Below are 21878 nucleotides of genomic sequence, written 5' to 3' on the forward strand. Positions count from 1 at the left end.
GCCCGGGGCAAAAAACAACGCTCAATTAGGGAAGAAAATGGGAAAACGACAGCTTACTTTCTGGTGGCTGGCGGGCAATCTGTGCGCTGCGCCAGCTATCGCTGCCGTGGAAATGCCCCGCATCGCCCCGCAGCAGTGGGTTGAACAGCAGGAACTGCCCGCGCTTGATGGCCCGATGCCGCAAAGCGGCGACAGCGCCGCGCCCGGCGAACTGACCCTCTCTCAGGCGGTCAATCGCGCCGTCACCTGGCATCCATCGATCGCGGAAGTGGTCGGTAAACTGTATGCCCAAATTCAGCAGGTCGATGTTGCAAAAGCCAAATACTATCCGCAGGTTAACGCCGGGATGAATAACGGCTATACCAACAGCTATTCCGACAGCGGATTCAGCCCGTCGCTGGTACTGTCACTGTCGCAAATGCTCTATGACTTTGGAAAAGTCGCAAGCCAGGTGCGGGCAGAAAACGCCGGCGTGGCGCAGGAGCAGGCCAACGTGCTGCTCAGCATTGATACCGTCAGCCATGAAACGGCAACCGCTATTGTACAGGTGCAGACCTGGCAGCAGATGGTGGCGGTGGCAAAGGAGCAACTGGATGCCCTGAGCGCCATTGGCAGGCTGGCGAATCAGCGCAACGATGAAGGCGCCAGCTCGCTGTCGGACGTGGTGCAGACCGATGCGCGCATTGAGGGCGCCCGCTCCCAACTCGTACAGTATCAGGCCAATCTTGAGAGCTCGCAGGCGACGCTCATGACCTGGCTGGGCTGGAAAAACCTTAACACCATCAGCAACGACTTCCCGCAAAAGCTGGGCCGCAGTTGCGAACGGGCAAAACCGGATGACAAGCTGGTACCCGCCGTTCTTGCCGCCTGGGCGCAGGCCAACGTCGCCCAGGCTAATCTCGACTACGCCAACGCGCAGATGACGCCGACGGTTTCGCTGGAGCCGGAGGTTCGCCACTATCTCAATGATAATTATGCCGGGCATGAGTCCGTTGACCGCACTCAGTATTCGGCGTGGGTCAAAGTGGAGATGCCCATTTATCAGGGCGGCGGCTTAACCGCCCGGCGCAACGCCGCCAGCCACGCGGTGGAATCCGCCCAGTCAGCCATCCAGCGCACCCGGCTGGACGTTCGCAAGAAGCTGCTTGCGGATCGCAGTGAAGCGATGAACCTGGTGACCTCCTTGCAGATCCAGAAGCGTCAGGAGACGTTGAGTGAACGGACGCGCGAGCTGTACCAGCAACAGTATCTCGACCTTGGTTCCCGACCGCTTCTCGATGTGCTTAACGCTGAACAGGAGGTCTATCAGGCGCGCTTCGCACAGTTACAGACAGAGAGTCAGTTGCATCAACTGCAGCTTAACTGCCTGTACAACACCGGTCAGATGCGCCAGGCCTTTGGTCTGGAAAACCGCACCATTCAGTCAGTGGAGATTCAGCCATGACTCACGCCGACATTCCTGGCGACGAGCGCATCACCGCACCGGCGCTGGCCAACTGGGCGCGGGCAATGAGCCATATCGCCACCCATTATCGTATTGCCTGTTCTCCCGGCGCGTTGCAGGCCAGCGCCCCGTGGTTCCAGGATAAACCGATGCCGCAGGCGCTCAGCCAACTGGCCCGCCAGGCCGGACTCTCTTTTCAGCCGCTGGCTCCCAGCGAACAGTCGCTCACCCGCTGGCGTCTGCCGGTGGTGATCCAGCTCCAGGAGGGTGAACTGGTACTGGTTGAACAGTTCGACGGCGAAGACCAGCTTGACGTCTGTTTTATCAACGGCGAACTCCAGCGCAACCGGATCGCCCTGCGCGACCTGCTGCCGACGGTCCGTTTCATTATCGCGTTACGTCCGCTTTCCGCCGTGAAAGACCGCCGGGTGGATACCTATATCTCGCGTTTCAAACCCGACTGGCTGAAAAGCCTGGTGCTGAAAGATCTACGTCCTTACGGCCCGGTGATGCTGGCAGCATTGCTGATCAACATCCTGTCGCTTTCCGGGATCGTCTTCTCGATGCAGGTGTATGACCGGGTGATCCCCGCGCAATCGTGGCCGTCGTTGTATGTCCTTGCCGTCGGCGTTTTGATCGCCATGTTGTTTGGTTTTCTGCTGCGACTCGCCCGTGGTCATGTGATGGATCTGTTGGGTAAGCGCGCCGATATGCGGGTGTCGGATCGCGTGTTCAGCCACGCTCTACGCCTGCGTAATAGCGCGATCCCGCGCTCCACCGGCAGCTTTATTTCGCAGCTACGCGAGCTGGAACAGATCCGCGAGATGGTGACCTCTTCCACGATCTCCACCATTGTGGATCTGCCCTTCTTTTTCCTGTTCATCGTGGTGCTGGCGATCATCGCCCCGCCGCTCGCCTGGATCGCCCCGGTCGCCGCGCTGCTGATGATCCTTCCCGGTCTACTGTTGCAAAAAAAGCTCGCGGAGCTGGCGAATCAGTCAGCGCACGAGGCCACGCTGCGTAACGCCGTGTTGGTCGAAAGCGTTCAGGGGCTGGAGGACATCAAGCTGATGCAGGCGGAGAACCGGTTTCTGCAACAGTGGAACAGCTATATCCGCATCACCGCCGAGTCCGGACTGCGCACCCGTGAACTGTCGCAAGGGCTAATCAACTGGGGAGTGACCGTCCAGGGGCTGGTTTATGCGGCAATGGTGATGTTTGGCGCTCCGCTGGTGATTGAAGGAACGCTGACGACCGGCTCGGTGGTTGCTGCCTCCATGCTTGGCTCAAGAATGATCGCCCCGATGGGTAATCTGTGCGGCGTGCTGGCACGCTGGCAGCAGGTGAAAGCCGCTAAAAAGGGGCTGGACAGCATTATGGAACTTCCCACCGAGACCCAGCGTGACGAAACGCGGGTGCATCAGGAGATCTTTCACGGTCATTATCTGTTCGAGAACGCACAGTTTCGCTATCACAGTGAAGATCAGCGAGTGCCACTGCGCATTAACCGACTGGAGATCGCCGCCGGCGAGCGCATCGCGGTGCTCGGGCGCAACGGCGCGGGCAAATCCACGCTGTTGCAGGCGCTGGCAGGCGGCGTGGATCTGGTCGAGGGCGACGCCCGTCTCGATAACCTCAGCCTGCCGCACATCGATATGGCCGATTTGCGCCGCAACGTCGGGCTACTGAGCCAGAACGCGCGCCTGTTTTTTGGCACCCTGCGCGAGAACCTGACGCTCGGCGCCCCGCACGCCAGCGACGACGAGATATTTACCGTGCTGGAGATTTGCGGTGCGGCCAACTTCGTGAAACGGCTGCCGAAAGGGCTCGATCATCCGATTATGGAAGGCGGCAGCGGGTTATCCGGCGGTCAGCGACAGTCCATTATGCTCGCCCGCATGTTGCTGCGCGCCCCCAATATCGTCCTGCTCGATGAGCCCACCGCCTCGCTGGATGAGCATTCCGAACGCGAGTTTATTCAACGACTGGGACAATGGCTCGGCAACCGCACTCTGATCGTCGCCACCCATCGCGTACCGGTACTGGAGCTGGTCGAACGGGTGGTGGTGCTTAAAGAGGGGCAACTGGTGATGGACGCGCCGAAAGCGCAGGCGCTGGGGCAAAGTCGAATGGCCGCGCAGGTCAACACGCGGGAGTGGAAAAATGAAAACCAGTCAGCCTGACGCGACCCACGACGCGCTCGACGACAGCCGCGAGCGAGAATTCTCAGGTGCCAGCCGCATCATCTGGCTCACCGCGATCTTGTGTCTGCTTCTCGCGGTGTGGGCGTGGTTCGGCATTCTTGATGAGGTCTCGACGGGCACCGGCAAGGTAATCCCCAGTTCGCGCGAGCAGGTATTGCAGTCGCTCGACGGGGGGATCCTCGCCGAACTGATGGTGCATGAAGGCGATCAGGTCCAGGCGGGACAGGTACTGGCGCGAATGGACCCGACGCGCTCGGAGTCTAACGTCGGCGAAAGCGCCGCCCGCTATCGTGCCTCGCTGGCATCCAGTCAGCGCCTGACGGCTGAGGTTAGCGACAAGCCGCTGGTTTTCTCTGACGAACTGAACGCCTGGCCGGATCTGCTCGCCTCGGAAACGCGACTTTACACCAGTCGCCGCGCACAACTCGCCGACGCGCAGTCTGAGCTCAAAGAGGCGCTGACGCTGGTGAATAAAGAGCTGGCGATCACCGAGCGGCTGGCAAAAAGCGGCGCCGCCAGCCACGTCGAGGTGCTACGTTTGCAACGGCAAAAAAGCGATATTGGTCTGAAGCTCACGGATTTGCGCTCGCAATATTACGTCCAGGCGCGCGAGGCGCTGTCTAAAGCCAACGCCGAAGTGGCAATGCTCTCCGCCATCATTAAGGGACGCGAAGATTCGGTGACCCGCCTGACCGTTCGCTCACCGGTTCGCGGCATTGTGAAGAACATTCAGGTCACGACCATCGGCGGCGTGATCCCGCCAAACGGCGAGATGATGGAGATCGTACCGGTTGACGATCATCTGCTGATTGAAACGCGTCTGTCGCCGCGCGACATCGCTTTTGTCCACCCCGGCCAGCGCGCGCTGGTGAAAATCACCGCCTACGATTACGCCATTTACGGCGGACTGGAAGGTGTTGTCGAAACCATTTCGCCGGATACCATTCAGGACAAAGTGAAGCCGGAAATCTTCTACTACCGCGTTTTCATTCGTACCCATCAGGACTATCTGCAAAACAAGCTGGGACGCCGTTTTTCCATCGTACCGGGCATGATCGCGACAGTGGATATAAAAACAGGTGAAAAAAGCATCGTCGACTATTTAATCAAACCGTTCAACCGAGCCAAAGAAGCGCTGCGCGAGCGGTAAATGCCTGATGATTTGGGGTGGAAAGGGCTGTCACAAGTCTGTTATACTTGTCTTAACACATTGGGGCTGATTCTGGATTCGACGGGATTTGCGAAACCCAAGGTGCATGCCGAGGGGCGGTTGGCCTCGTAAAAAGCCGCAAAAAATAGTCGCAAACGACGAAAACTACGCTTTAGCAGCTTAATAACCTGCTCTGAGCCCTCTCTCCCTAGCTTCCGCTCTTAAGACGGGGATCAAAGAGAGGTCAAACCCAAAAGAGATCGCGTGGATGCCCTGCCTGGGGTTGAAGCGTTAAAACTAATCAGGCTAGTCTGGTAGTGGCGTGTCAATCCGCAGGTGCCAGGCGAATGTAAAGACTGACTAAGCATGTAGTACCGAGGATGTAGGAATTTCGGACGCGGGTTCAACTCCCGCCAGCTCCACCAAATCATGATCCGGATACGTCCGGTGAAGTACAGAAAGCCCGCACGGTACAAGCTCTGCGGGCTTTTTTGTGTCTGTCATTGTCCGAGCTCGTCCGGCTAAATCCAGAGAAAATTGGTACACGTTTAGGTACACGCTATACTGTGGTCCATTAATCGTGTACCAATTATGGAAGGAATCCAGGTATGGCGCGTATTACACGCCCCCTCACTAATAACGAGATCCTTAAAGCTAAGCCCCGAGAAAAAGACTTCACTCTCCATGATGGTGACGGCCTGTTCTTACTCGTCAAAACATCTGGAAAAAAACTCTGGCGCTTCCGATACCAACGTCCTGTAAGTAATAGCCGCACCAATCTGAGTCTCGGTTCATACCCTGCCCTTACGCTCGCAGCAGCTCGCCAAATACGCGACCAATATTTAGCTACGCTCGCGCAGGGGAAGGATCCACAACAGCAGCAAGAACAAGCGTCAGAACAACGCCAGACTGAATTAGACAGCATTTTCTCAACTGTGGCCGCTAACTGGTTCCAGATGAAAAGCAGAAGTGTCACAGAAGATTATGCAAAAGACATCTGGCGTTCTTTGGATAAAGACGTGTTCCCTGCTATTGGTGAGATACCTGTTCAGGAGATAAAGGCCAGAACGATTGTTGAAGCACTTGATCCAATCAAAGCACGAGGGGCACTGGAGACAGTTCGCCGCCTGGTACAGCGCATCAATGAAATAATGATTTATGCGGTTAACACAGGTCTGATTGATGCTAACCCGGCATCAGGTGTTGGAATGGCATTTGAGAAACCCAAAAAGCAAAACATGCCCACGCTACGACCAGAAGAACTGCCGAAACTGATGCGTTCCTTGGTCATGTCGAATCTGTCTGTTCCGACTCGCTGTCTTATTGAATGGCAGCTCCTGACCCTAGTGCGCCCTTCTGAGGCTTCTGGTGCTCGGTGGGTAGAGATCGATCTCGATGCCAAACTCTGGACGATTCCCGCCGAACGAATGAAGGCTAAGCGTGAACACATTGTCCCTTTGTCACCTTAGGCTTTAGATATTTTGGAAGTAATGAAGCCTGTAAGTGCTCATAGAGAACATGTTTTTCCGAGTAGAAATGATCCAAAGCAACCCATGAATAGCCAAACAGCTAACGCTGCTTTAAAGCGGATTGGTTATAGTGGAAAATTGGTTGCTCATGGATTACGTTCTATAGCAAGTACAACCATGAATGAAGCCGGATTTAACGCCGATGTAATTGAGGCAGCTCTTGCTCATTCAGATATAAATGAAGTACGTAAAGCCTACAATCGCTCAACATATTTAAATGCAAGAATAGAGTTAATGAATTGGTGGGGACTAAAAGTCCGCAATTGAAATATTGATAGGAGATCTTATGCAACCTGTAACATTGGAAGGAATGATAGCTGCATCGTTACCTTGGGCAAAGGAGGTAATTAAAAATAAAATCGTCCCAATTATTTCGTCACGAATAAAGGGCTATTACGACGATATAAAAGCAACACGGTTTCTTAATGAAAGAATGGAATTTTTCCTCTCTAGAATGGGTGGGCAGTGCTCACTCGTTAACACTCTAGCCTTTCAAAATACACCTGTAGAACTCAAAAAAATATATGAACCAATTTCCGTATTCCATGATAACGAAAAGTCAAACTATGAGTGCTTAATTAATAACAAGATTGATTTACTTAATTCCTTTAGTCATATACTTATTACCGATTCTGCAGGGATGGGTAAGTCGACCCTTATGAAGCGGATAGCGATGTACTGCATCGAAGAAACTAATTATATACCTATCTATTTAGAGCTACGCCGCATAAGAGCTTATAGTATATCAGAACAAATCAAAAACTTTCTTGGTCTGGGAAAAGTATTTCTAATGAGTGCATTAAAGAAATTCCTTTCATATATCTTTTTGATGGCATTGATGAAATACCTCAAGAGATTAAATCAGATGTGGTTACCTTATTGAGGGACTTTGCTGATGAGTTCCCGAATAGCAAGATAATTATTACATCAAGACATGACAGTTTCCTATCTGAGCTTTATGGATTCTCACGTTTTAAAATTAGACCTTTAGATAAATATCAAGCGTATGATCTGATAAAGAGGTATGACAATAATGGATATATATCATCGCAATTAATCGAAGGTCTGCGTTTAGAGGAGGGTCGCAATTTTGATGATTTTCTATCTACTCCTTTATATGTTTCATTATTATTCTGCGCTTACAAGTTTAAACCAATTATACCTCGTAAAAAAGAACTTTTTTATAGCCAAGTTTTTGATGCTCTATTTGAGTCGCATGACCTCACGAAAGAACTTGGGTATGTCCGAGAAAAATATTCAAAACTCGACTCTACTGATTTTCATCAAATTTTAAGAAGATTAGGTTTTTGGTGTCTTAGGGAGGGGGGGCGAATTGAATTTACTAAAGATGATCTACAAATAATAATTAATGATATTGTATCCAAAATACCGGGCATGAAGGTCTCTCCCTCCTTATTCATTAAAGATTTAATTGATACCGTTCCATTATTTGTCAAGGAAGGAGCAATCATTAGATGGTCTCATAAGTCCTTAATGGAGTATTTCGCTGCGATGTTTATTTGCAGAGATACTAAAGAGAGACAGAGAGGAATACTAACTAAGCTTTATCAAACTGAAGAATCTATCAGGCATAAAAATCTTTTTGAATTATGTGCTGATATTGATTACTCAACATTCAGATCAAGTGTAATACGAACATTACTCGAAGATTACGTACTTCTATATGATAGGCTCAGTCAAAATAAATTATCCTGCAACCCAAAAGATGTTGTTTCTAAAGCTGAATTACTGTTCCCCGGAAGATCATTAATTTACATGTTTTCCAAAAGAGTAGAAAATACGGCACTTTCTAATTTAATTAACGGTGACTTCCGGGAGTTTAAAGAACTGAATACCAAAGATGGTTATCTTAATACTACTTTTGCAGACATTGGGAATACTTGGGTTGTAATCGCCAGAAATGAAACAATCATTTCTTACATCCTTAGCATTCTAAAAACAAGAAACCCCGAATACTTCCACAGCGAAAACCGATTAAATAGCGACGATGAAAATCTAGGTCGCGAGGTTCGCCGAGTTATCAAAAACAAAGACGAATTAAAAATAGATATTAACTTCTCTAATGTTTTTAATTGTAATGAGAACTTTGATTTGAAATTAATTTCAGGTGTTTTATCTTTTGATAAAACACCGCAACTGAAATATCGAAAAGCCTTAGAGGAATTAGATAAGATACGCCATGACGATAGCAATGGAATTAATAAGTTACTGGAAGGATTTTAGATAAAATTTGGAAGGAAAGACAACGAACGAAAACTATTTGTTGTCTTTCCAAAATTTAATCGTAAAGTTCTGGGTAGATATCCTTTAGCTCATCTTCCACTTGTTTATAAAAAGCTTTCCTTCTTGCTCTTTGCTCAGGTTTTTCTATCGCCCCCAATACTTTAATCACTCTTTCATTAACTAATTTTGCAGCATGTATTTTTATATATTTATTTTTTAGAATAGCCTCTATCAGAGCAAACGCACAACACAATGAGTCATCTAAAACATCCTTGGGGAGGGTACTATTCCTTAATAAATGGTTAAATACTTTTTGCTGCATCAGTATCGTTCTGATCTTCAAAGCATCCTTTTCATCAAACAGACTATAAGGGTTGTGAGCAAATTTATTTCTTATAGAGTTAATAAAGTTAAGCATAGGTTTGAATTTACTATCTAGCAACCCTAGACTTATTAATAGATCCACCTTTAGCATAAAGGTAATTCTTTTAAAATCTAATGCTCCAGAACTAGGCACAGAAATAACAAGTATTTTCTCAATTAAATTCTCCAGACCATAATGTCCCTTGATAACAACTGATAACTCATCATCTGTCGTTTCAATCATATTCATATATTCACCAAGGGATTGCCCTGTTTTTTTCATCACCACTCCAAATTAATAGTAAAACAATAGATTTATAAAATCATGACATAATAGCTCAGAAAACAACCATTGCGTAATGGCCTAGATAAAATATCCTGTCATTAGACTTTGCGCGCAATGCTCTCCCCGCCACGCCTGCCCGCTTAAGGGGGCGTTTTTAATGCAGGTGCAAAGGTGGACTCAGGCCGCGCCGCGACTGGCGCTGGTCGGGAGTGCAGGAACGGGAAAACGCATACAAAACCATGCACCTTATGGATGCATGGCTTAATTCGGGAAAAATGACGGTATTTACGGGGATTTTTTGACAGGTTACTGCGCGGCCAGTGCAGCACGTCGACGGGTGTAAATCATGTTCTGTGCAGGGGTGAATTTTTCACGATTATCATCCCGCGAAGGCGCGTCAGGCCTGTATCCGATGGCCGTTAAAATGTCGTTATCCTGTGCAGAATAATTAATTTCATTTCCTGCGGCCAGCCAGACGGAAAGAGCTTCTCGCAGGTAATCTACTGAACGGTCAAGCGCACGGTTTTTTATCATCGCGGGCTGGTTTTTAATCCCCATCAGCTCCGGTGCCAGTGCGGCGGCCAGCTCCGCGCCGTTCTGCTGCATAAAATCATGCAGCCGGTTACGGATGCTGATGCGCTGCACCTCCTCATGCGAGAAGATGTAGCGACCGGCGGCCTGATTAACTTCCCACTTTTTTACGTCAATCAGGTCACGCAGCGTCTGCAATCTGCGGGAGCCTGATGCATTGTCATCCAGCAATAATTCCTGATATTCCTGCATTGCGGCGGCCAGTTCGGTTTTACGGTTCAGCCACGCGGTTTTGTTCGTCTGACAGGCTTCATAGGCCTGCTGTAAGGTCAGGGTGGTCACGGGTTGTCTCTCCTGATTAGTGTCGGAACGGCGAGCTGTAGCAGCCTTTTACCCGACGGGGTGCTGCGGGTATTGTCGGCACCGGCGCGGGTTTCTCATCGACGACCGGCGAACGTATCACTTCAAAGATGGACTCATGCGTTTTGAATGTCGCCGAGCAGTGCACATTCTGGCACTGCAGGTAACTCTCTTTGACGCTCTCGGACATATAGCGGCTGGTGCGAACGTGAGCCGCCGTGCGGCAGAAAGGGCAGCGCATCATGACAGTAGCCCCCGTGCTTTCAGGTCGGCTTCACGTTCCCGCATTTTTTCCTGCCAGACTTTCCGCTGAACAGGAGTGGCCGCAACGTCATGCTCCATATGCTGCAGCGTGGAGGCCGACAGCCCTGTTTTAAACAGCACCGGTTCATCGGTCAGACGGATATTGCAGCCTTTCACGGCTTGTTCAAGCCACGCTTTCACCTGCTGCATAACGGCCTGTTCTGGCTTGATATAGCCCTGATGCCCGGTGGTATTGGCAAGCGGGTTATTCAGAACCAGTATGTTGAGTTTCATTGCCCTGACCAGCGCGCTACAGGTGTCACGCAGGGCAGCATCAAGTTCATGCTCTGCATACTGGCTGAGGACGCTGTGATGTGCCTGACGATACGCTCTGGCCGTCCGGTCACACGCGCCTTTAAGGCTGTCCAGCTCGAAAGACAGCACCTCAGCCATATTGTCACATTCCTGCGCCAGTTCCCGCCGTGCCACTCGCGCAATATGGCGCTGTTTCAGGTCGTCGGTAATGACAGCGCCACCGGCACGAAAGGCGCTACGCCATGCGCCGGAATCATTGCCGTTTTCCTGCTCCAGTTCCTTTTTTTGTACTTTCACTTGGCTGATGGCCGTCGTGGTTTCATCCATGCATCGGGCACTGGCGAGATGCGCTTCTCTGGCCGTCTCAAGACACTCCATTGCGGGTTTAAGGTAGTCGGGAATAACAGCAGTCTGAGTCATGTCGGGTCTCCTCTTCGTTTCAATCTGATGAGATTCTGCCGCGCCAGACACAACAACACGATTCATTGCCGTTGTGGCAAAAATGGCATAAACAGACCTTAAAACCCGGCTGGCCAGAGAAAAGTCTCAGGAAAACCTTACTCACTGTTTGTTTTTTTACTTATAACTATTCACTACTGTTCACTGAAAAGAAAAAGATTAGTAATACAGTAAGATAAAGGGTGAACAGTTGAGGGTGTAACTGACGGTGAGGGGACAAAAAAGGATACGCAAAGGAGCCGCGGCTCCAGAGTGACATGAAAGCCCGTTGATGCGGGCTTTTTTATTGCTGCTCTCTGGCCTCATTCGCCACTTTCAATGCGGCCGCAAACAACAGCCCGCTTTTCTTTCATCGCAGCCTGTCACCTTCCCCTCATACATGCTTTTTAGCCATAGCTGATGTGAGCGTCTGCTATGAGCTGTGAGTTCAACTGATAGACGCAACACACTTATTGAACCGTTCTACGGCGGCTTCATAGTCTGGCGTTTAGCCTTTCTTTAACACCATTGAGATATGCTAGAGTCCTCCTGAACACCAGACAAGCCACGCCAATTCTTTGGTTTATAAAAAACGAGATCTGGTCCAGATTCAGACTTGCAGGCATGTTCAACTTGTTTTGCGCCATGTCCTACGTAGTATCTTCCTGTCAATAAAAAACAGGCTCTCCATGAGCCATTTATTCAAGGAATGAATATGTACGTTCTGGCACTGATTTTCGCCCTTTCCAATAACACAACGAAAAGTGAAGTGATTGGCGCGTTTAGCGATCTGGCGCAATGCGAGACGGCATCACTGGCCTATTCGTCAAAGACAAAATGCTATTTTATTGACCCGCAAAAAGGCATGCTGGAAGTGGATAATATAAACACGCAACGTTTACACAAAAAATAATCTACTTATTCAACAACCACTTTGACTTTCGGCTTCGACAAAATAATTTTTATCAGTTCGGTGAAGTTAACCGGTTTAAAGAAATAATACCCCTGCTGGAAGGTAATATCGTTACGGTTCAGATAGTCAACCTGCTCCTTTGTTTCCACGCCCTCCGCCACAATGCTTAGCGACAGTTTTCGAGCAAGATCCAGTACACAGTCCAGAATCCGGGTGGAATCTTCTTCCATGCTGACTCGCGCCACAAAGCTTTGATCGATCTTAATGTAATCAATGTGTAGATCATGAAGATAAGAAAGTCCGGAATAACCGGTGCCAAAATCATCCAGAGCGATGACAAAACCATTTTCGTGCAGAACGTTGAGCGTCTGTACCAGGTGCTCATCGACATGCAAAGGTTCACGCTCGGTCACTTCGAGCACCAGATTCAAATCTTTTCGGCTGAACCGCGCCTTAAAGTTCAGACACTCGTCGACAAAGGTCGGAGCGGTAATATGAGAGGCGCTGAAGTTAATACCGACATGAAAACCTTCTGGCAACTTCGTGGCGATAGCATTCATATGGGTAACCACTTGTTCCATCAAACTTTGCGTCAGAGGAATAATCAAACCTGACTTTTCCGCTAGCGGAATAAATGACGCCGGGGAAATATATCCGGCTTTCGGATGTTTCCACCTCGCCAGCACTTCAACGCCCCGTAACGTCCCTTCCCGGCCATTCACCACGGGCTGATAAAAAGGCACGATTTCGCCCTTGACAATTGCTCTGCGCAGCGCTTCTTCCGGCGTGGTGCTTTTATTTAAATACTTAATCAGGGCATACGCGGCAAAACAAGACATGAGAAAAATGAAGATCAGCATCCCCATCCCCTGACTGATGAGTCTTTGCAGGCTAAACACGGGCGGTAAATTATAACGTATTGTGAAGGGGTAACGTTTGGATCCTACCTGTCCGAACTCCTGGCCTGTATCGTTGACGGTCGCCACATCACCGGACAGCCCCAGGATCGCCCTCCCTACCATTAATGAATAATTCGCCTCTTTCAGCGGCGTGCGCAGTGAATCACGAATATGCTGATCGCTGATGGTGATGACAATTCGGCTCCCGGCAAGTTGATTCTGATATAACAAAACCGGTCGTCTGTTAACCGCATTATTTGCTGGCGCGAGTTGCAGCGTTGTATCCGGTATTGCAGAAAGATAAGAAAGTAGCATGCGATTACCCGGCAGCGAGGAGCACCATATTTTGCCTTCGCGGTAGATTAAAATGGTCCGAAGATGAGGCTGTAGCGCGGCTTCCGTCCCTAACCGGTACTGTCCTTCCTGATCGCAACCCTTTCGCATGATATCACTGGCCGTTGACGTCGCGTGAGTAGCCTCATCAAGAATGACATCAATATCACTCGCAACATAGCGGGCCCCCGAAAGACTGTCTGCTCTCGCCGAATACCAGAGCTGCACATTTAAAACAGAAACACCGAGAATAAAGAGCAACACAGCAACAATAATAGGGAGAAGAGTGTTACGCATTGTCAGCCCCGGGCGAGAGAAAAGTTATTATTTTGTCGTTGACTCGCTTAACGCCACGAATCTAAAAAGCATGGTAGAAAGAACGATAAATAACCATAGTCATGTCGATATTTATTTGTCGCCGTCAACGCCAATCAGCATGACGCGCTCCTGACGTAACACATGGAAAAAATCGATATTTCCCGCTTACAGTTTTTTCCTAAAGCCAGCGCTTCGTTTAGATGCCATGCTTAATCACGCTAATAACTTATAACGTAAAGCGAGGACATGATGAAAAAGACTCTAATCGCATTATCTGCACTTCTGCTGGCTTCTCCTGTTTTTGCCGCTACGACACACGCAACCGATAATGATGTCGCTGCCGCACATGAAAACGCAAATACAGCGAAAGAGAAATTACACCAGGCGCAGAATCAGGGTGAAGAGCAAAAACTGAAAGCAGAACACCGCGCCGAAGGTAAACAGGATAATATCAGCAGCAAAGTTAGCGAAGGCTCGCAAGAAACCTGGCATAAAACCAAAGAAGGTACTGAAAAAGGCTGGAACGCCACGAAAGAAAGTGCTGAGCAGGGCTGGAATAAAACCAAAGAAGGCGCAGCCAGCGTAGAGAAGAAAATCAGCGAATAAATCTTTCGCCCTGATCATTAAAGAATAAAAAAGCCGCTTACGCGGCTTTTTTATTTCTGCTTTTCCCCGTCTGAACTTACCAGCTGTATTTCACTCCCAGCATGCCCTGGGTATCGCTGTAGCCTTTATCACCCAGTTGCACACCGACATTCCCCCAGACGCTTAAACGGTTATTCAGTTTACCTTCCACCCCGGTACGCACTTCACCCAGATTGCGCGCGCCGTCACGGCTGATTTTCACGCCATCCATCTTCACGCCGAAGGATTCGGTATTGTGGATCCAGTTCACTTCGACATAGGGCTGGAACTCGCGCTGCTGTCCGTCATCCATTTTGTGATGACTGTTGAGGTACGTTTTCACCCCAAGACGCGTCTGAATGTTGCCATCACCTTCTGTTTCAATGCGCGTACCATCATGCCGGGTATGCGAATCCGACTTCACGCCCATCCAGGTGAACTGTGCCTGCGGCTGGATGTACCAGGTGTTCAGAGAACCCTGGCTGCCGCTGAACGTACCGGCTTTCAGGGTGTAACCCGCTTCCAGCGAGGCCGTCAGCCCTTTAGAGTCATAGCTGTCGCTCTCACGCTCGTCCGCATCCACCGTGTTGTCGAACCAGTTGTACAGCAACCAGCTATCAACATACGCCCCCGTGTTATCCACGGCATTCTGATACCAGGTTCCGTACAGACCGGCGCTGTAGCCGCTGGTACGTCCGTCTGAACCGTATCCGGCACGGTTACTCTGGGTGTTGCTGTGCTCATTGGCGTAACCGCCCATCACGCCGAGATGCCAGCGGTCCAGCCCATCCATACTCCACTGTGCAATGTCGCCGCCCAGTTGCAGCACGTAGCGATTGCTCTGTGTTTTCAGTTGGCCGTCCCCCGCCGAGGAACGTTCATGCCCGCCGACGTGGCGCATCCACATGCTGCCAGCCAGCCCTTCATCCTGGAGCTCATTGCTGTACTGCGGCTCGCCGAGACGATCGTGCAGACGGTGAGCAAACAGCGTGTTCGCAGCAGAAATATTGCTGGTATAGCTACCCGCTTCCGGTCGCAGAACATCCACCGTCCGCGGATCAACAACCGGCGGGTTGTCCGAATCAATCACACCATTCCATTTGCTGGTCAGATACCAGTTTTTCGCCGCCTCGCCGGTTCCCTTCGCCAGCGTGTAGACATACGCACCGGCCTCCACGGAGCCACGGGTCAGGGCGAATTGACCGGCTGAATTGCCCTCCACTTGCACCAGTTCAATGCCGTTGCGGGTCTGCGCGCCAATACCGCCGACATTATTGACGTCCACCCGCGTGTTACCGGAGGTATCGCCATGTACGGTCAGTTTGTCCGTGGCGGAATCATCACCGCCGAGGGCTGTGTTAAATACCATCAGACCGTCATTACCGTGGTAGTTACCGTTCACATCCAGGTGATTACCCGGCTGCATGCCCGAACGCCCCAGGATCACAGTGCCGCTGTGAGTCAGATTGCCGCCGACTGTAAAGTCGGACACCTGCATCGTCCCGCCGCTCATCACATCCACATCCCCGGCGGTGCGACCATACCCCGACAGGGTAGCGCCATCGTGAATATTTACCTGCTGGTTAGCCATATCGACGGCAGAATCGGCATCGCTACCCAGCGCAATCTCACCGTCGAGAATATCGGTGGTGCCCGTCCAGGAGGCCAAATCCTGTTTCAGTGTCAACACGCCGCTACCGGTCTTGGTCAGATTGCCTGTGCCGCTAATGGCATTGTCCAGCGTCCAGTCCGTGTCCGTCGCTACCGTCAACAGGCCGTTATCCGTCACAGAAGCAGTGCCAAGGTTCTGCTGTTCACTGACGGTCAGTTTGTTGTCTGTGTCGATATTGAACAGGCCGCTAAAACCGCTGTTATCCCCGCTGACGACCACATCTGACATGTTTGCCACATCAATGCCGCCCGCTCCGCTGAGGGTGTTCGTCAGCGTGCCGACAACGCCATTCAGGGTTAATGTCCCGCCGTCGACGATATCGCCGCTGCCTGCACCCAGCACATCATTTACGCTCACTTCCGCCCCGCTGCTGATGGTCGTTTTGGCCGTCAGGGCGGCGTTAGCACCATCAATCGTTAACAGGCCGCCGTTAACATTCAGCGCACCGCTGCCGGTCAGACTTCCCTCGCTAAGCCCGCCGTTCGACAGGGTCAGCGAGCCGCCATTTAGTGCTAAGGTAGAGTTTGACTGTCCTGTCAACGTACCCGCCGTCTGGGTTGTACCATTGAGATCGGCGGTCGCTCCACTACTGATGTGCAATTCGCTGGTCTCGCCCAACGCGCCATCGGCGTCGGTGCGCAACGTCCCTGCCTGTACCTGCGTGGCACCACTGTAGTCGTTCAGGCCGTTGGAGAGCGACACGACATCAGCCGTATTCACCGCCAGATTGCCGCTGCCGGAGATCGTCGCCGACATATCAGCGCCAGCACCCGTCGCCCCCGCATACGGCGACAGCACCAACGTTTGCCCGGAGAGAATATCCAACGCCTTCAGACCGTAGTTTACATACAGGCCATTACCCGGTGCAGTGGTCAGGCGAAAACCATACTGCCCGTTCGCCACGGTCGTCCCGTTCTGCGCTATCTGAAGGGTTTTATCTGCCGCAATCGGCGCACCGTTTTGATCGGCAAGCGTCAGCGAACCACCCGACCCAAGCACAATCGACGCTTTCACCAGCTGTACGCCAATCCCGGTGTCATCCTGCTGGAGCAGGTTTGCGGTAGTTTCTGGATTCGCCGCCGCGCCAGTATCGTTCCAGGGATCGGCAAAGTTTACTTTCACCGTGCCGGTGCCGTCTGCCTGGTATTCGCGTCCGTTGTACATTACCCCCGCTGCGCCGGCAACCAGGGTATTGACCGACACCAGACTGTTGGAGATCGTTGACCCCGGAAGCGTAACGTCAAAAGCCAGCGTGCCCCCATTAAAAAGTAGTCCCGTAAGATCCTGCGTACCGCTGACGGTTGTGGTGTTCCCCGCACTGCTGATTAACAGCGATTGTGCCAATGACGAAGCGTTATTCCCGGAAAGCGCAAATGTGCTATTTCGCAACTCAACCGCTCCGCGAAAACTATTGCCGACGGCAGGCGTAAAGGAAAAGACATCATCTCCAGCGTGCAGATTGACAGACATCAACCCCGTGCCGTTCAACACATTGCTAAAAGCAAAGTCATTAGTGCTGGTGTCGGTGGCACCGACAATTTCGAGCGTGCCATCACTGCCAATCGTCACTTCACTGCTGCCAAGGCCGGTTCTGTTAGCGCTAGATTGCAGAGCCGAGGTGAGCGTGCCGCCATTGACCAGGGTCTTCCCGCTGTAGGTATTGTCCCCCGTCAGTACGGTATGCCCGGCCTGATGAACAATCGTTCCCTGGCCGGTAATCGGCATAGCGAGCTGATATCCTCCCGCGGTGGAGGGATCGTTGGTGGTGTGATTGAGCACAAGAGAACCGGTACCCGAGCCAAACGTCACGCCGGTCACGCCGGAAATCACGCCCGCTCCGGCGGCGGCCTGTCCCTGAGCCGCGCCAATGTTCACTACGCCGGTGCTTGAGGCATTCTGCGCAATGAACAGTTTGCCATTCAGGTTAAGCGCGCCGCTGTTACTCAAGTTGAGAGTACCGTCGCCCACGGCGCCGACGGTGGCTGACGTCGCATCCAGACGCGATCCGGCGCCATTGATATTCACCGTCCCCTCGCCGCCATTTGCCGCCAGGCTCACCGCGCTGGCAACCACTTTCCCACCCGACTGAATATCCAGTATCCCTGTCGCGGAATGACCCACGTTGAGTTTTTTGGTGACGTCACTGGCATCAGCGATCCGCCATTCCCCGCCGTTACTGATATTCACTCGCCCGTAACCAGCAGGCGAACGTCCCAGCATACTGTCGGCGCTACTGCGTACAATGGCAGAGTCAGAGATATTCAGCGTTCCCGAACCATAATCCCCGACCCGCAGCGCGCCGGTGCTCATTGTTGAATTCTGACCGCTAACGCTGACGGTTCCGACCCCGGCCTCAAAACTGCCAATCGTTGTCATACCGGCGTTCAGCGCACCGCCCTCTTCAATGTTAATCACTCCTGTGCCGCCATAACCAATATTCAGGTCCTGGAGCGCCCCCGAAGGATTCACTAAATTCCACAGCCCACCCGAACGGATCGTAGCGGACCCGTGACTGCCATTTGATCCGCCCAACACGCCCAACCCTGAAGTATTCACCACCGCAGCGTTGGAGATGGTCATGGTGCCGACACCGTACTCGGCAATGGTCATCGCTCCTGAACGTAACGAAGAGCCGGAACCATCGACGTTCACCGTACCGTTCGCCTGGGTGTTATCGCCGATAATGAGCTTGTAGACATCCGATCCTGCCACCACACCGCCCGCGAGAATATTCAGTGTGCCCACGCCGTTCATGCCGATGAAAGTGTAGTAATCCAGTGAATATCCCGTCGCCACGTTGACCACCTCGCCATTATCAATAATGGCCGAATTGGCGGGCAGAGAGGCCAGCAGCAGCAGTGACAGGGCACTACGTTTAAAAAGCGGTTGCAAAGCATGATGTTGTTGAGCGGAAGAGGACGTTGTTTTCAAAGATGAATGGGTTGATGACTGGCTTTTCCCTCTCACCAACTCGGAACAAACCTGAAATACCTTCAGAACTTCATTCCATATAACGCGATAATTTGTGTTCATAAAAAATGCTCATAATCTGATAAAATGTTTATATGCGGTGTAATTTTTTTTAATACGCAACATAGAATCGATAAGCTTCCCTCACCTGGAAATGGGAAATAGAGGGCTATTCAGAAATGAATTCTGAACAGTCTTAAATTAAATAATCTATTGATGGTGTTATAATGATTTCACATATTGTCTCCGACAATAGTATCCATGCATGAGTAAATAACGAACATCCAGGATCCACGATTTACTCTCCGGAGAGGGCGTTAATGAATCACAGACCATCGTCAGAAATAAAAAACAATATTATGCAAATATATAACGCGTGTCCCTGTACAAAACATCCACTCATGCCAGTTGGTGACTGACAACACACGATAAATTCAGACCTTCTGGTGACGACCCGGGATCGGTTCGGCGGCAGCCATTGCGGCTTGCTGTTTGGTTAATAATGTTTATGTAATTCTTGCGCTCAGTTTTACACTCGCCTAAAAAGCTGTCAATACGCCCCCGGACTATTAGCCTGAACATTAATATCAGAAAATAATAATTAGTGAGCATAAATTCCTGGGAAGGACAGATGACGAAATTCTATTTTTCCGTATCATGAAAGGGGAAATAGAGAGGAACCCAGGATTTTTATATTGCGTAATAAGATTTTTAACATTTTGCCAGCGTGTAAAAACTGCCTTTGAAAAGCACTTTTTGCTAAAAGCTTTTATGGCTCAATGTGGTAATTCCGGCTATCTGATTGTCTATAAAGAATATTTATGTTTTCATCGGGATGTGAGCGACCACTAAAAAGCGAACCCGAACATGTAAACCGCCTAACGTATTGCTGCGTGAAAGATGAGGATGGGTGCGATGCAAACGGGCAATATCAGAAACCAGCGCCAGGCCAATGCCTGCTCCGGCTTCCGTTCCGGCATTTTCAAGACGATGGAACGGCAGCATTGCCTGATGAATCTGTTCATCTTCGATGCCAGGACCACTGTCTTCGACCTCCAGCACCACGGCCTCACCTTCCCGACGTAACCTGGCGGTCACCGTCCCTTGTGCCGGGGTATATTTCAGGGCGTTATCCAGCAAATTACCGCACAACTCCCCCAGCAGGACATCATCACCGTCTATCCATATCGCCTCCAGCACGCCTTCATAACCCAGGTCGATGCCTTTACTGCGCGCCTGCGCCAGTCGCGTGAAACAGCTCGTCTGCACCACCTCGAACAGATTGACCGGTGAAAACTGCCGCTCCCCCTGCTCTTTTCGCTTCACCGCTGAAAGCTGTAACAACCTTTCCGTCAGCAGGATGGTGTTGTCCAGCGTCGTACTCATCGCCCGTAAACTCTCGTGCCACTGCTGAGGCTGTTCGCTGGCAAGCGCCACGGCGGCCTGCGTTTTCAACACGGCCAGCGGGGTTTTCAGTTGATGAGAGGCATCGGCGCTAAACCGTTCCTGCCGGGAGATCAGCGCGCGCAGGCGATCGAGATAGCGGTTAAACGCGACGATCAGCAACCGCGTCTCCGACCAGGGCAGCAGTTCAGGTAACGGTGTCAGGAGTTCCGGTTCACGTCGCACCATCAGTGAGGAGAGCTGGCGCATCGGCCGCAGCACGCGGCGCAGCAGCCAGCCGACCAGCACCAGCGTCAGCAGCACCAACAAACCCTGCGTTACCGATGACGAAAACAGCAGTTGTCCTGCCAGGTAACGCCGCGATTGTAGCGTCTCTGCGACGTAGATCTCCGCCATCCCGACAATGCCGCCCTCGTTTACCGGCTGTAGCAGGCGCGCCACGCGAATGGCCTGCCCCTGATATTGCGTATGATAAAACCAGGCCAGCGCAGGGTAGAGTTGCGTACGAGAGGTGGAAGGCGGCATCGCCGGCAGGTCGTCGTAACCCGAAATCACCTTCCCCGACGGATCCACCACTTTATAGTACAGCCGGTCGTTCATGTTCAGTTCAAAGCTGTCCAGCACCACCCACGGAACATTGACCTCCAGCGTTGCATTGCGGACCACCAGCCGCTCCGCCACCGTGCGGGCAGACGACAGCAGCGTGCGGTCATAGGCCTGCGTTGCCGCCTGCAGGGCGCTGACGTAGCTGTTAAACGCCGACAGTCCCCACAGCAGAATCAACGGTAGACCAAGAAACAGCATCAATTGCAGGTATAACGACTGGGGTTTAACCCACCTCATTGCCGCACTCCAGCACGTATCCCAGCCCGCGCAGCGTGGTGATCCGCACATTGCTGCCCTGTAATTTTTTCCGCAGACGATGAATGTACAGTTCGATACTTTCGGGGCTGACCTCATCGTTCAGGCTGAAGACCTGTTCGAACAACTGCTGGCGCGATACCGGACGGGTTCTGCGATACATCAGCACCGTCAACAGCGCCAATTCACGCGGGGTGAGCGCCAGCGGTTGCTGCTGAAGCAAGAAATACCCTTCATCATGGAATGCCAGATCGCCCAGTTGCTGAAGCTCCTGTACCTGTCCCGCACTGCGCCGGAGCAAAGCCCGCAGCCGGGCGTCCAGTTCCTCAAGTTCGAAGGGCTTGGGCAGATAATCATCCGCTCCGGCATTGAGTCCTTTTACCCGATCCGCCACCGCGCTACGCGCTGTCAGCAGCAGCACCGGCAGCGTCTGCGCACGCTTACGCAGACGCTGCACCACTTCCAGTCCGTCGATCCCAGGCATGTTGATATCCAGAACCGCCAGCGCATAGGTTTCGCTATGCAGAAGATGGTCGGCAGCCAGTCCGTCGAACACACAGTCCACGGCGAATCCGTTCTGCACCAGCGCTTTTTCCAGCCAGTGAGCCAGCTCACGGTTATCTTCCGCCAATAAGAGACGCATATCACATCCTGTAAAGTTTCTGCCGCATTGAAAGGGAAATGAAAGGTTAATGTTTTAACAATCACGCAACTGAACCGCTACATGTTGGTTCACATAATCAAAAAATAATCTTCCGAACCCTACCATCCGGTTCT

Annotated in this window: 14 protein-coding genes, 1 other RNA gene and 3 pseudogenes; 9 read left to right on the forward strand and 9 right to left on the reverse strand. The window is 51.5% G+C overall.

The annotated features are described in order from the left end of the window. The first annotated feature begins 37 nt into the window (after positions 1–37). The 7 genes and pseudogenes from ACQ0PY_RS17875 (at position 38) to ACQ0PY_RS17905 (ending at position 8571) form a co-directional block, all read left to right on the forward strand. On the forward strand, positions 38–1444 hold the full coding sequence (locus ACQ0PY_RS17875) for a TolC family outer membrane protein (RefSeq protein ID WP_109740571.1): 1407 nt from the start codon (positions 38–40) through the stop codon (positions 1442–1444). Beyond that, positions 1441–3627: a type I secretion system permease/ATPase gene (locus ACQ0PY_RS17880; protein WP_109740572.1), complete on the forward strand. Its 2187-nt coding sequence runs from the start codon at positions 1441–1443 to the stop codon at positions 3625–3627. The genes ACQ0PY_RS17875 and ACQ0PY_RS17880 overlap by 4 nt, the downstream gene beginning before the upstream one ends. Continuing rightward, positions 3608–4798 (forward strand): beta-barrel domain-containing protein, encoded by a 1191-nt coding sequence (locus ACQ0PY_RS17885; protein WP_104446852.1) that lies wholly within the window; start codon positions 3608–3610, stop codon positions 4796–4798. Before ACQ0PY_RS17880 ends, ACQ0PY_RS17885 begins: the two co-directional genes overlap by 20 nt. Positions 4799–4860: 62 nt before the next feature. Next, positions 4861–5223: a transfer-messenger RNA gene (ssrA, locus tag ACQ0PY_RS17890) on the forward strand. A gap of 183 nt (positions 5224–5406) precedes the next feature. Next, a pseudogene (locus ACQ0PY_RS17895) lies at positions 5407–6594 on the forward strand (integrase domain-containing protein). 19 nt (positions 6595–6613) lie between these two features. After that, on the forward strand, positions 6614–7210 hold the full coding sequence (locus ACQ0PY_RS17900) for a hypothetical protein (protein WP_224788362.1): 597 nt from the start codon (positions 6614–6616) through the stop codon (positions 7208–7210). Then, positions 7195–8571, forward strand: a complete 1377-nt coding sequence (locus ACQ0PY_RS17905) for an NACHT domain-containing protein (protein ID WP_224788363.1) — start codon at positions 7195–7197, stop codon at positions 8569–8571. The genes ACQ0PY_RS17900 and ACQ0PY_RS17905 overlap by 16 nt, the downstream gene beginning before the upstream one ends. Before the next feature lie 55 nt (positions 8572–8626). Here the strand turns inward: ACQ0PY_RS17905 and ACQ0PY_RS17910 are convergent, their stop codons facing one another. The 4 genes from ACQ0PY_RS17910 to ACQ0PY_RS17925 form a co-directional block, all read right to left on the reverse strand. Further along, entirely contained in the window at positions 8627–9217 is a 591-nt protein-coding gene (locus tag ACQ0PY_RS17910; RefSeq protein ID WP_109739399.1) for a hypothetical protein, read from the reverse strand. A gap of 309 nt (positions 9218–9526) precedes the next feature. Next, positions 9527–10093 (reverse strand): phage polarity suppression protein, encoded by a 567-nt coding sequence (locus tag ACQ0PY_RS17915; protein WP_109739401.1) that lies wholly within the window; start codon positions 10091–10093, stop codon positions 9527–9529. 16 nt (positions 10094–10109) lie between these two features. Beyond that, positions 10110–10355, reverse strand: a complete 246-nt coding sequence (locus ACQ0PY_RS17920) for an ogr/Delta-like zinc finger family protein (RefSeq protein ID WP_007900390.1) — start codon at positions 10353–10355, stop codon at positions 10110–10112. Beyond that, positions 10352–11089: a glycoprotein 3 gene (locus ACQ0PY_RS17925; protein WP_109739402.1), complete on the reverse strand. Its 738-nt coding sequence runs from the start codon at positions 11087–11089 to the stop codon at positions 10352–10354. The genes ACQ0PY_RS17920 and ACQ0PY_RS17925 overlap by 4 nt, the downstream gene beginning before the upstream one ends. A 733-nt stretch (positions 11090–11822) precedes the next feature. Between ACQ0PY_RS17925 and ACQ0PY_RS17930 the strand changes: the two genes are divergently transcribed. Continuing rightward, positions 11823–12020, forward strand: a complete 198-nt coding sequence (locus ACQ0PY_RS17930) for a hypothetical protein (RefSeq protein ID WP_044329145.1) — start codon at positions 11823–11825, stop codon at positions 12018–12020. A gap of 5 nt (positions 12021–12025) precedes the next feature. On the opposite strand, the gene ACQ0PY_RS17935 is transcribed toward ACQ0PY_RS17930, so the two are convergent. Continuing rightward, on the reverse strand, positions 12026–13549 hold the full coding sequence (locus ACQ0PY_RS17935; protein WP_109739403.1) for an EAL domain-containing protein: 1524 nt from the start codon (positions 13547–13549) through the stop codon (positions 12026–12028). A gap of 270 nt (positions 13550–13819) precedes the next feature. On the opposite strand from ACQ0PY_RS17935, the gene ACQ0PY_RS17940 reads away from it, so the two are divergent. Continuing rightward, positions 13820–14176 (forward strand): hypothetical protein, encoded by a 357-nt coding sequence (locus tag ACQ0PY_RS17940; protein WP_042999656.1) that lies wholly within the window; start codon positions 13820–13822, stop codon positions 14174–14176. Between the two features lie 76 nt (positions 14177–14252). Here the strand turns inward: ACQ0PY_RS17940 and ACQ0PY_RS17945 are convergent. The 4 genes and pseudogenes from ACQ0PY_RS17945 to tctD form a co-directional block, all read right to left on the reverse strand. Further along, positions 14253–18545, reverse strand: a pseudogene (locus ACQ0PY_RS17945) (autotransporter outer membrane beta-barrel domain-containing protein); the annotation flags it as partial. 288 nt (positions 18546–18833) lie between these two features. Further along, positions 18834–18899 (reverse strand): annotated as a pseudogene (locus ACQ0PY_RS17950) (ESPR-type extended signal peptide-containing protein); the annotation flags it as partial. Positions 18900–19655: 756 nt separating this feature from the next. Then, positions 19656–21083: a sensor histidine kinase gene (locus ACQ0PY_RS17955; protein WP_058586987.1), complete on the reverse strand. Its 1428-nt coding sequence runs from the start codon at positions 21081–21083 to the stop codon at positions 19656–19658. Beyond that, complete coding sequence (gene tctD, locus ACQ0PY_RS17960; protein ID WP_044255134.1) at positions 21070–21744, reverse strand: transcriptional regulator TctD; 675 nt, start codon at positions 21742–21744, stop codon at positions 21070–21072. Before tctD ends, ACQ0PY_RS17955 begins: the two co-directional genes overlap by 14 nt. Between the last annotated feature and the right edge of the window lie 134 nt (positions 21745–21878).

The organism is Citrobacter sp. LST-B2 (assembly GCF_057983045.1).

Coding starts and splice junctions, on each gene's coding strand:
- ACQ0PY_RS17875 (WP_109740571.1), top strand. CDS start 38: ATGGGAAAACGACAGCTTACTTTCTGGTGGCTGGCGGGCAATCTGTGC.
- ACQ0PY_RS17880 (WP_109740572.1), top strand. CDS start 1,441: ATGACTCACGCCGACATTCCTGGCGACGAGCGCATCACCGCACCGGCG.
- ACQ0PY_RS17885 (WP_104446852.1), top strand. CDS start 3,608: ATGAAAACCAGTCAGCCTGACGCGACCCACGACGCGCTCGACGACAGC.
- ACQ0PY_RS17900 (WP_224788362.1), top strand. CDS start 6,614: ATGCAACCTGTAACATTGGAAGGAATGATAGCTGCATCGTTACCTTGG.
- ACQ0PY_RS17910 (WP_109739399.1), bottom strand. CDS start 9,217: ATGAAAAAAACAGGGCAATCCCTTGGTGAATATATGAATATGATTGAA.
- ACQ0PY_RS17920 (WP_007900390.1), bottom strand. CDS start 10,355: ATGATGCGCTGCCCTTTCTGCCGCACGGCGGCTCACGTTCGCACCAGC.
- ACQ0PY_RS17925 (WP_109739402.1), bottom strand. CDS start 11,089: ATGACTCAGACTGCTGTTATTCCCGACTACCTTAAACCCGCAATGGAG.
- ACQ0PY_RS17930 (WP_044329145.1), top strand. CDS start 11,823: ATGTACGTTCTGGCACTGATTTTCGCCCTTTCCAATAACACAACGAAA.
- ACQ0PY_RS17935 (WP_109739403.1), bottom strand. CDS start 13,549: ATGCGTAACACTCTTCTCCCTATTATTGTTGCTGTGTTGCTCTTTATT.
- ACQ0PY_RS17940 (WP_042999656.1), top strand. CDS start 13,820: ATGAAAAAGACTCTAATCGCATTATCTGCACTTCTGCTGGCTTCTCCT.
- ACQ0PY_RS17955 (WP_058586987.1), bottom strand. CDS start 21,083: ATGAGGTGGGTTAAACCCCAGTCGTTATACCTGCAATTGATGCTGTTT.
- tctD (WP_044255134.1), bottom strand. CDS start 21,744: ATGCGTCTCTTATTGGCGGAAGATAACCGTGAGCTGGCTCACTGGCTG.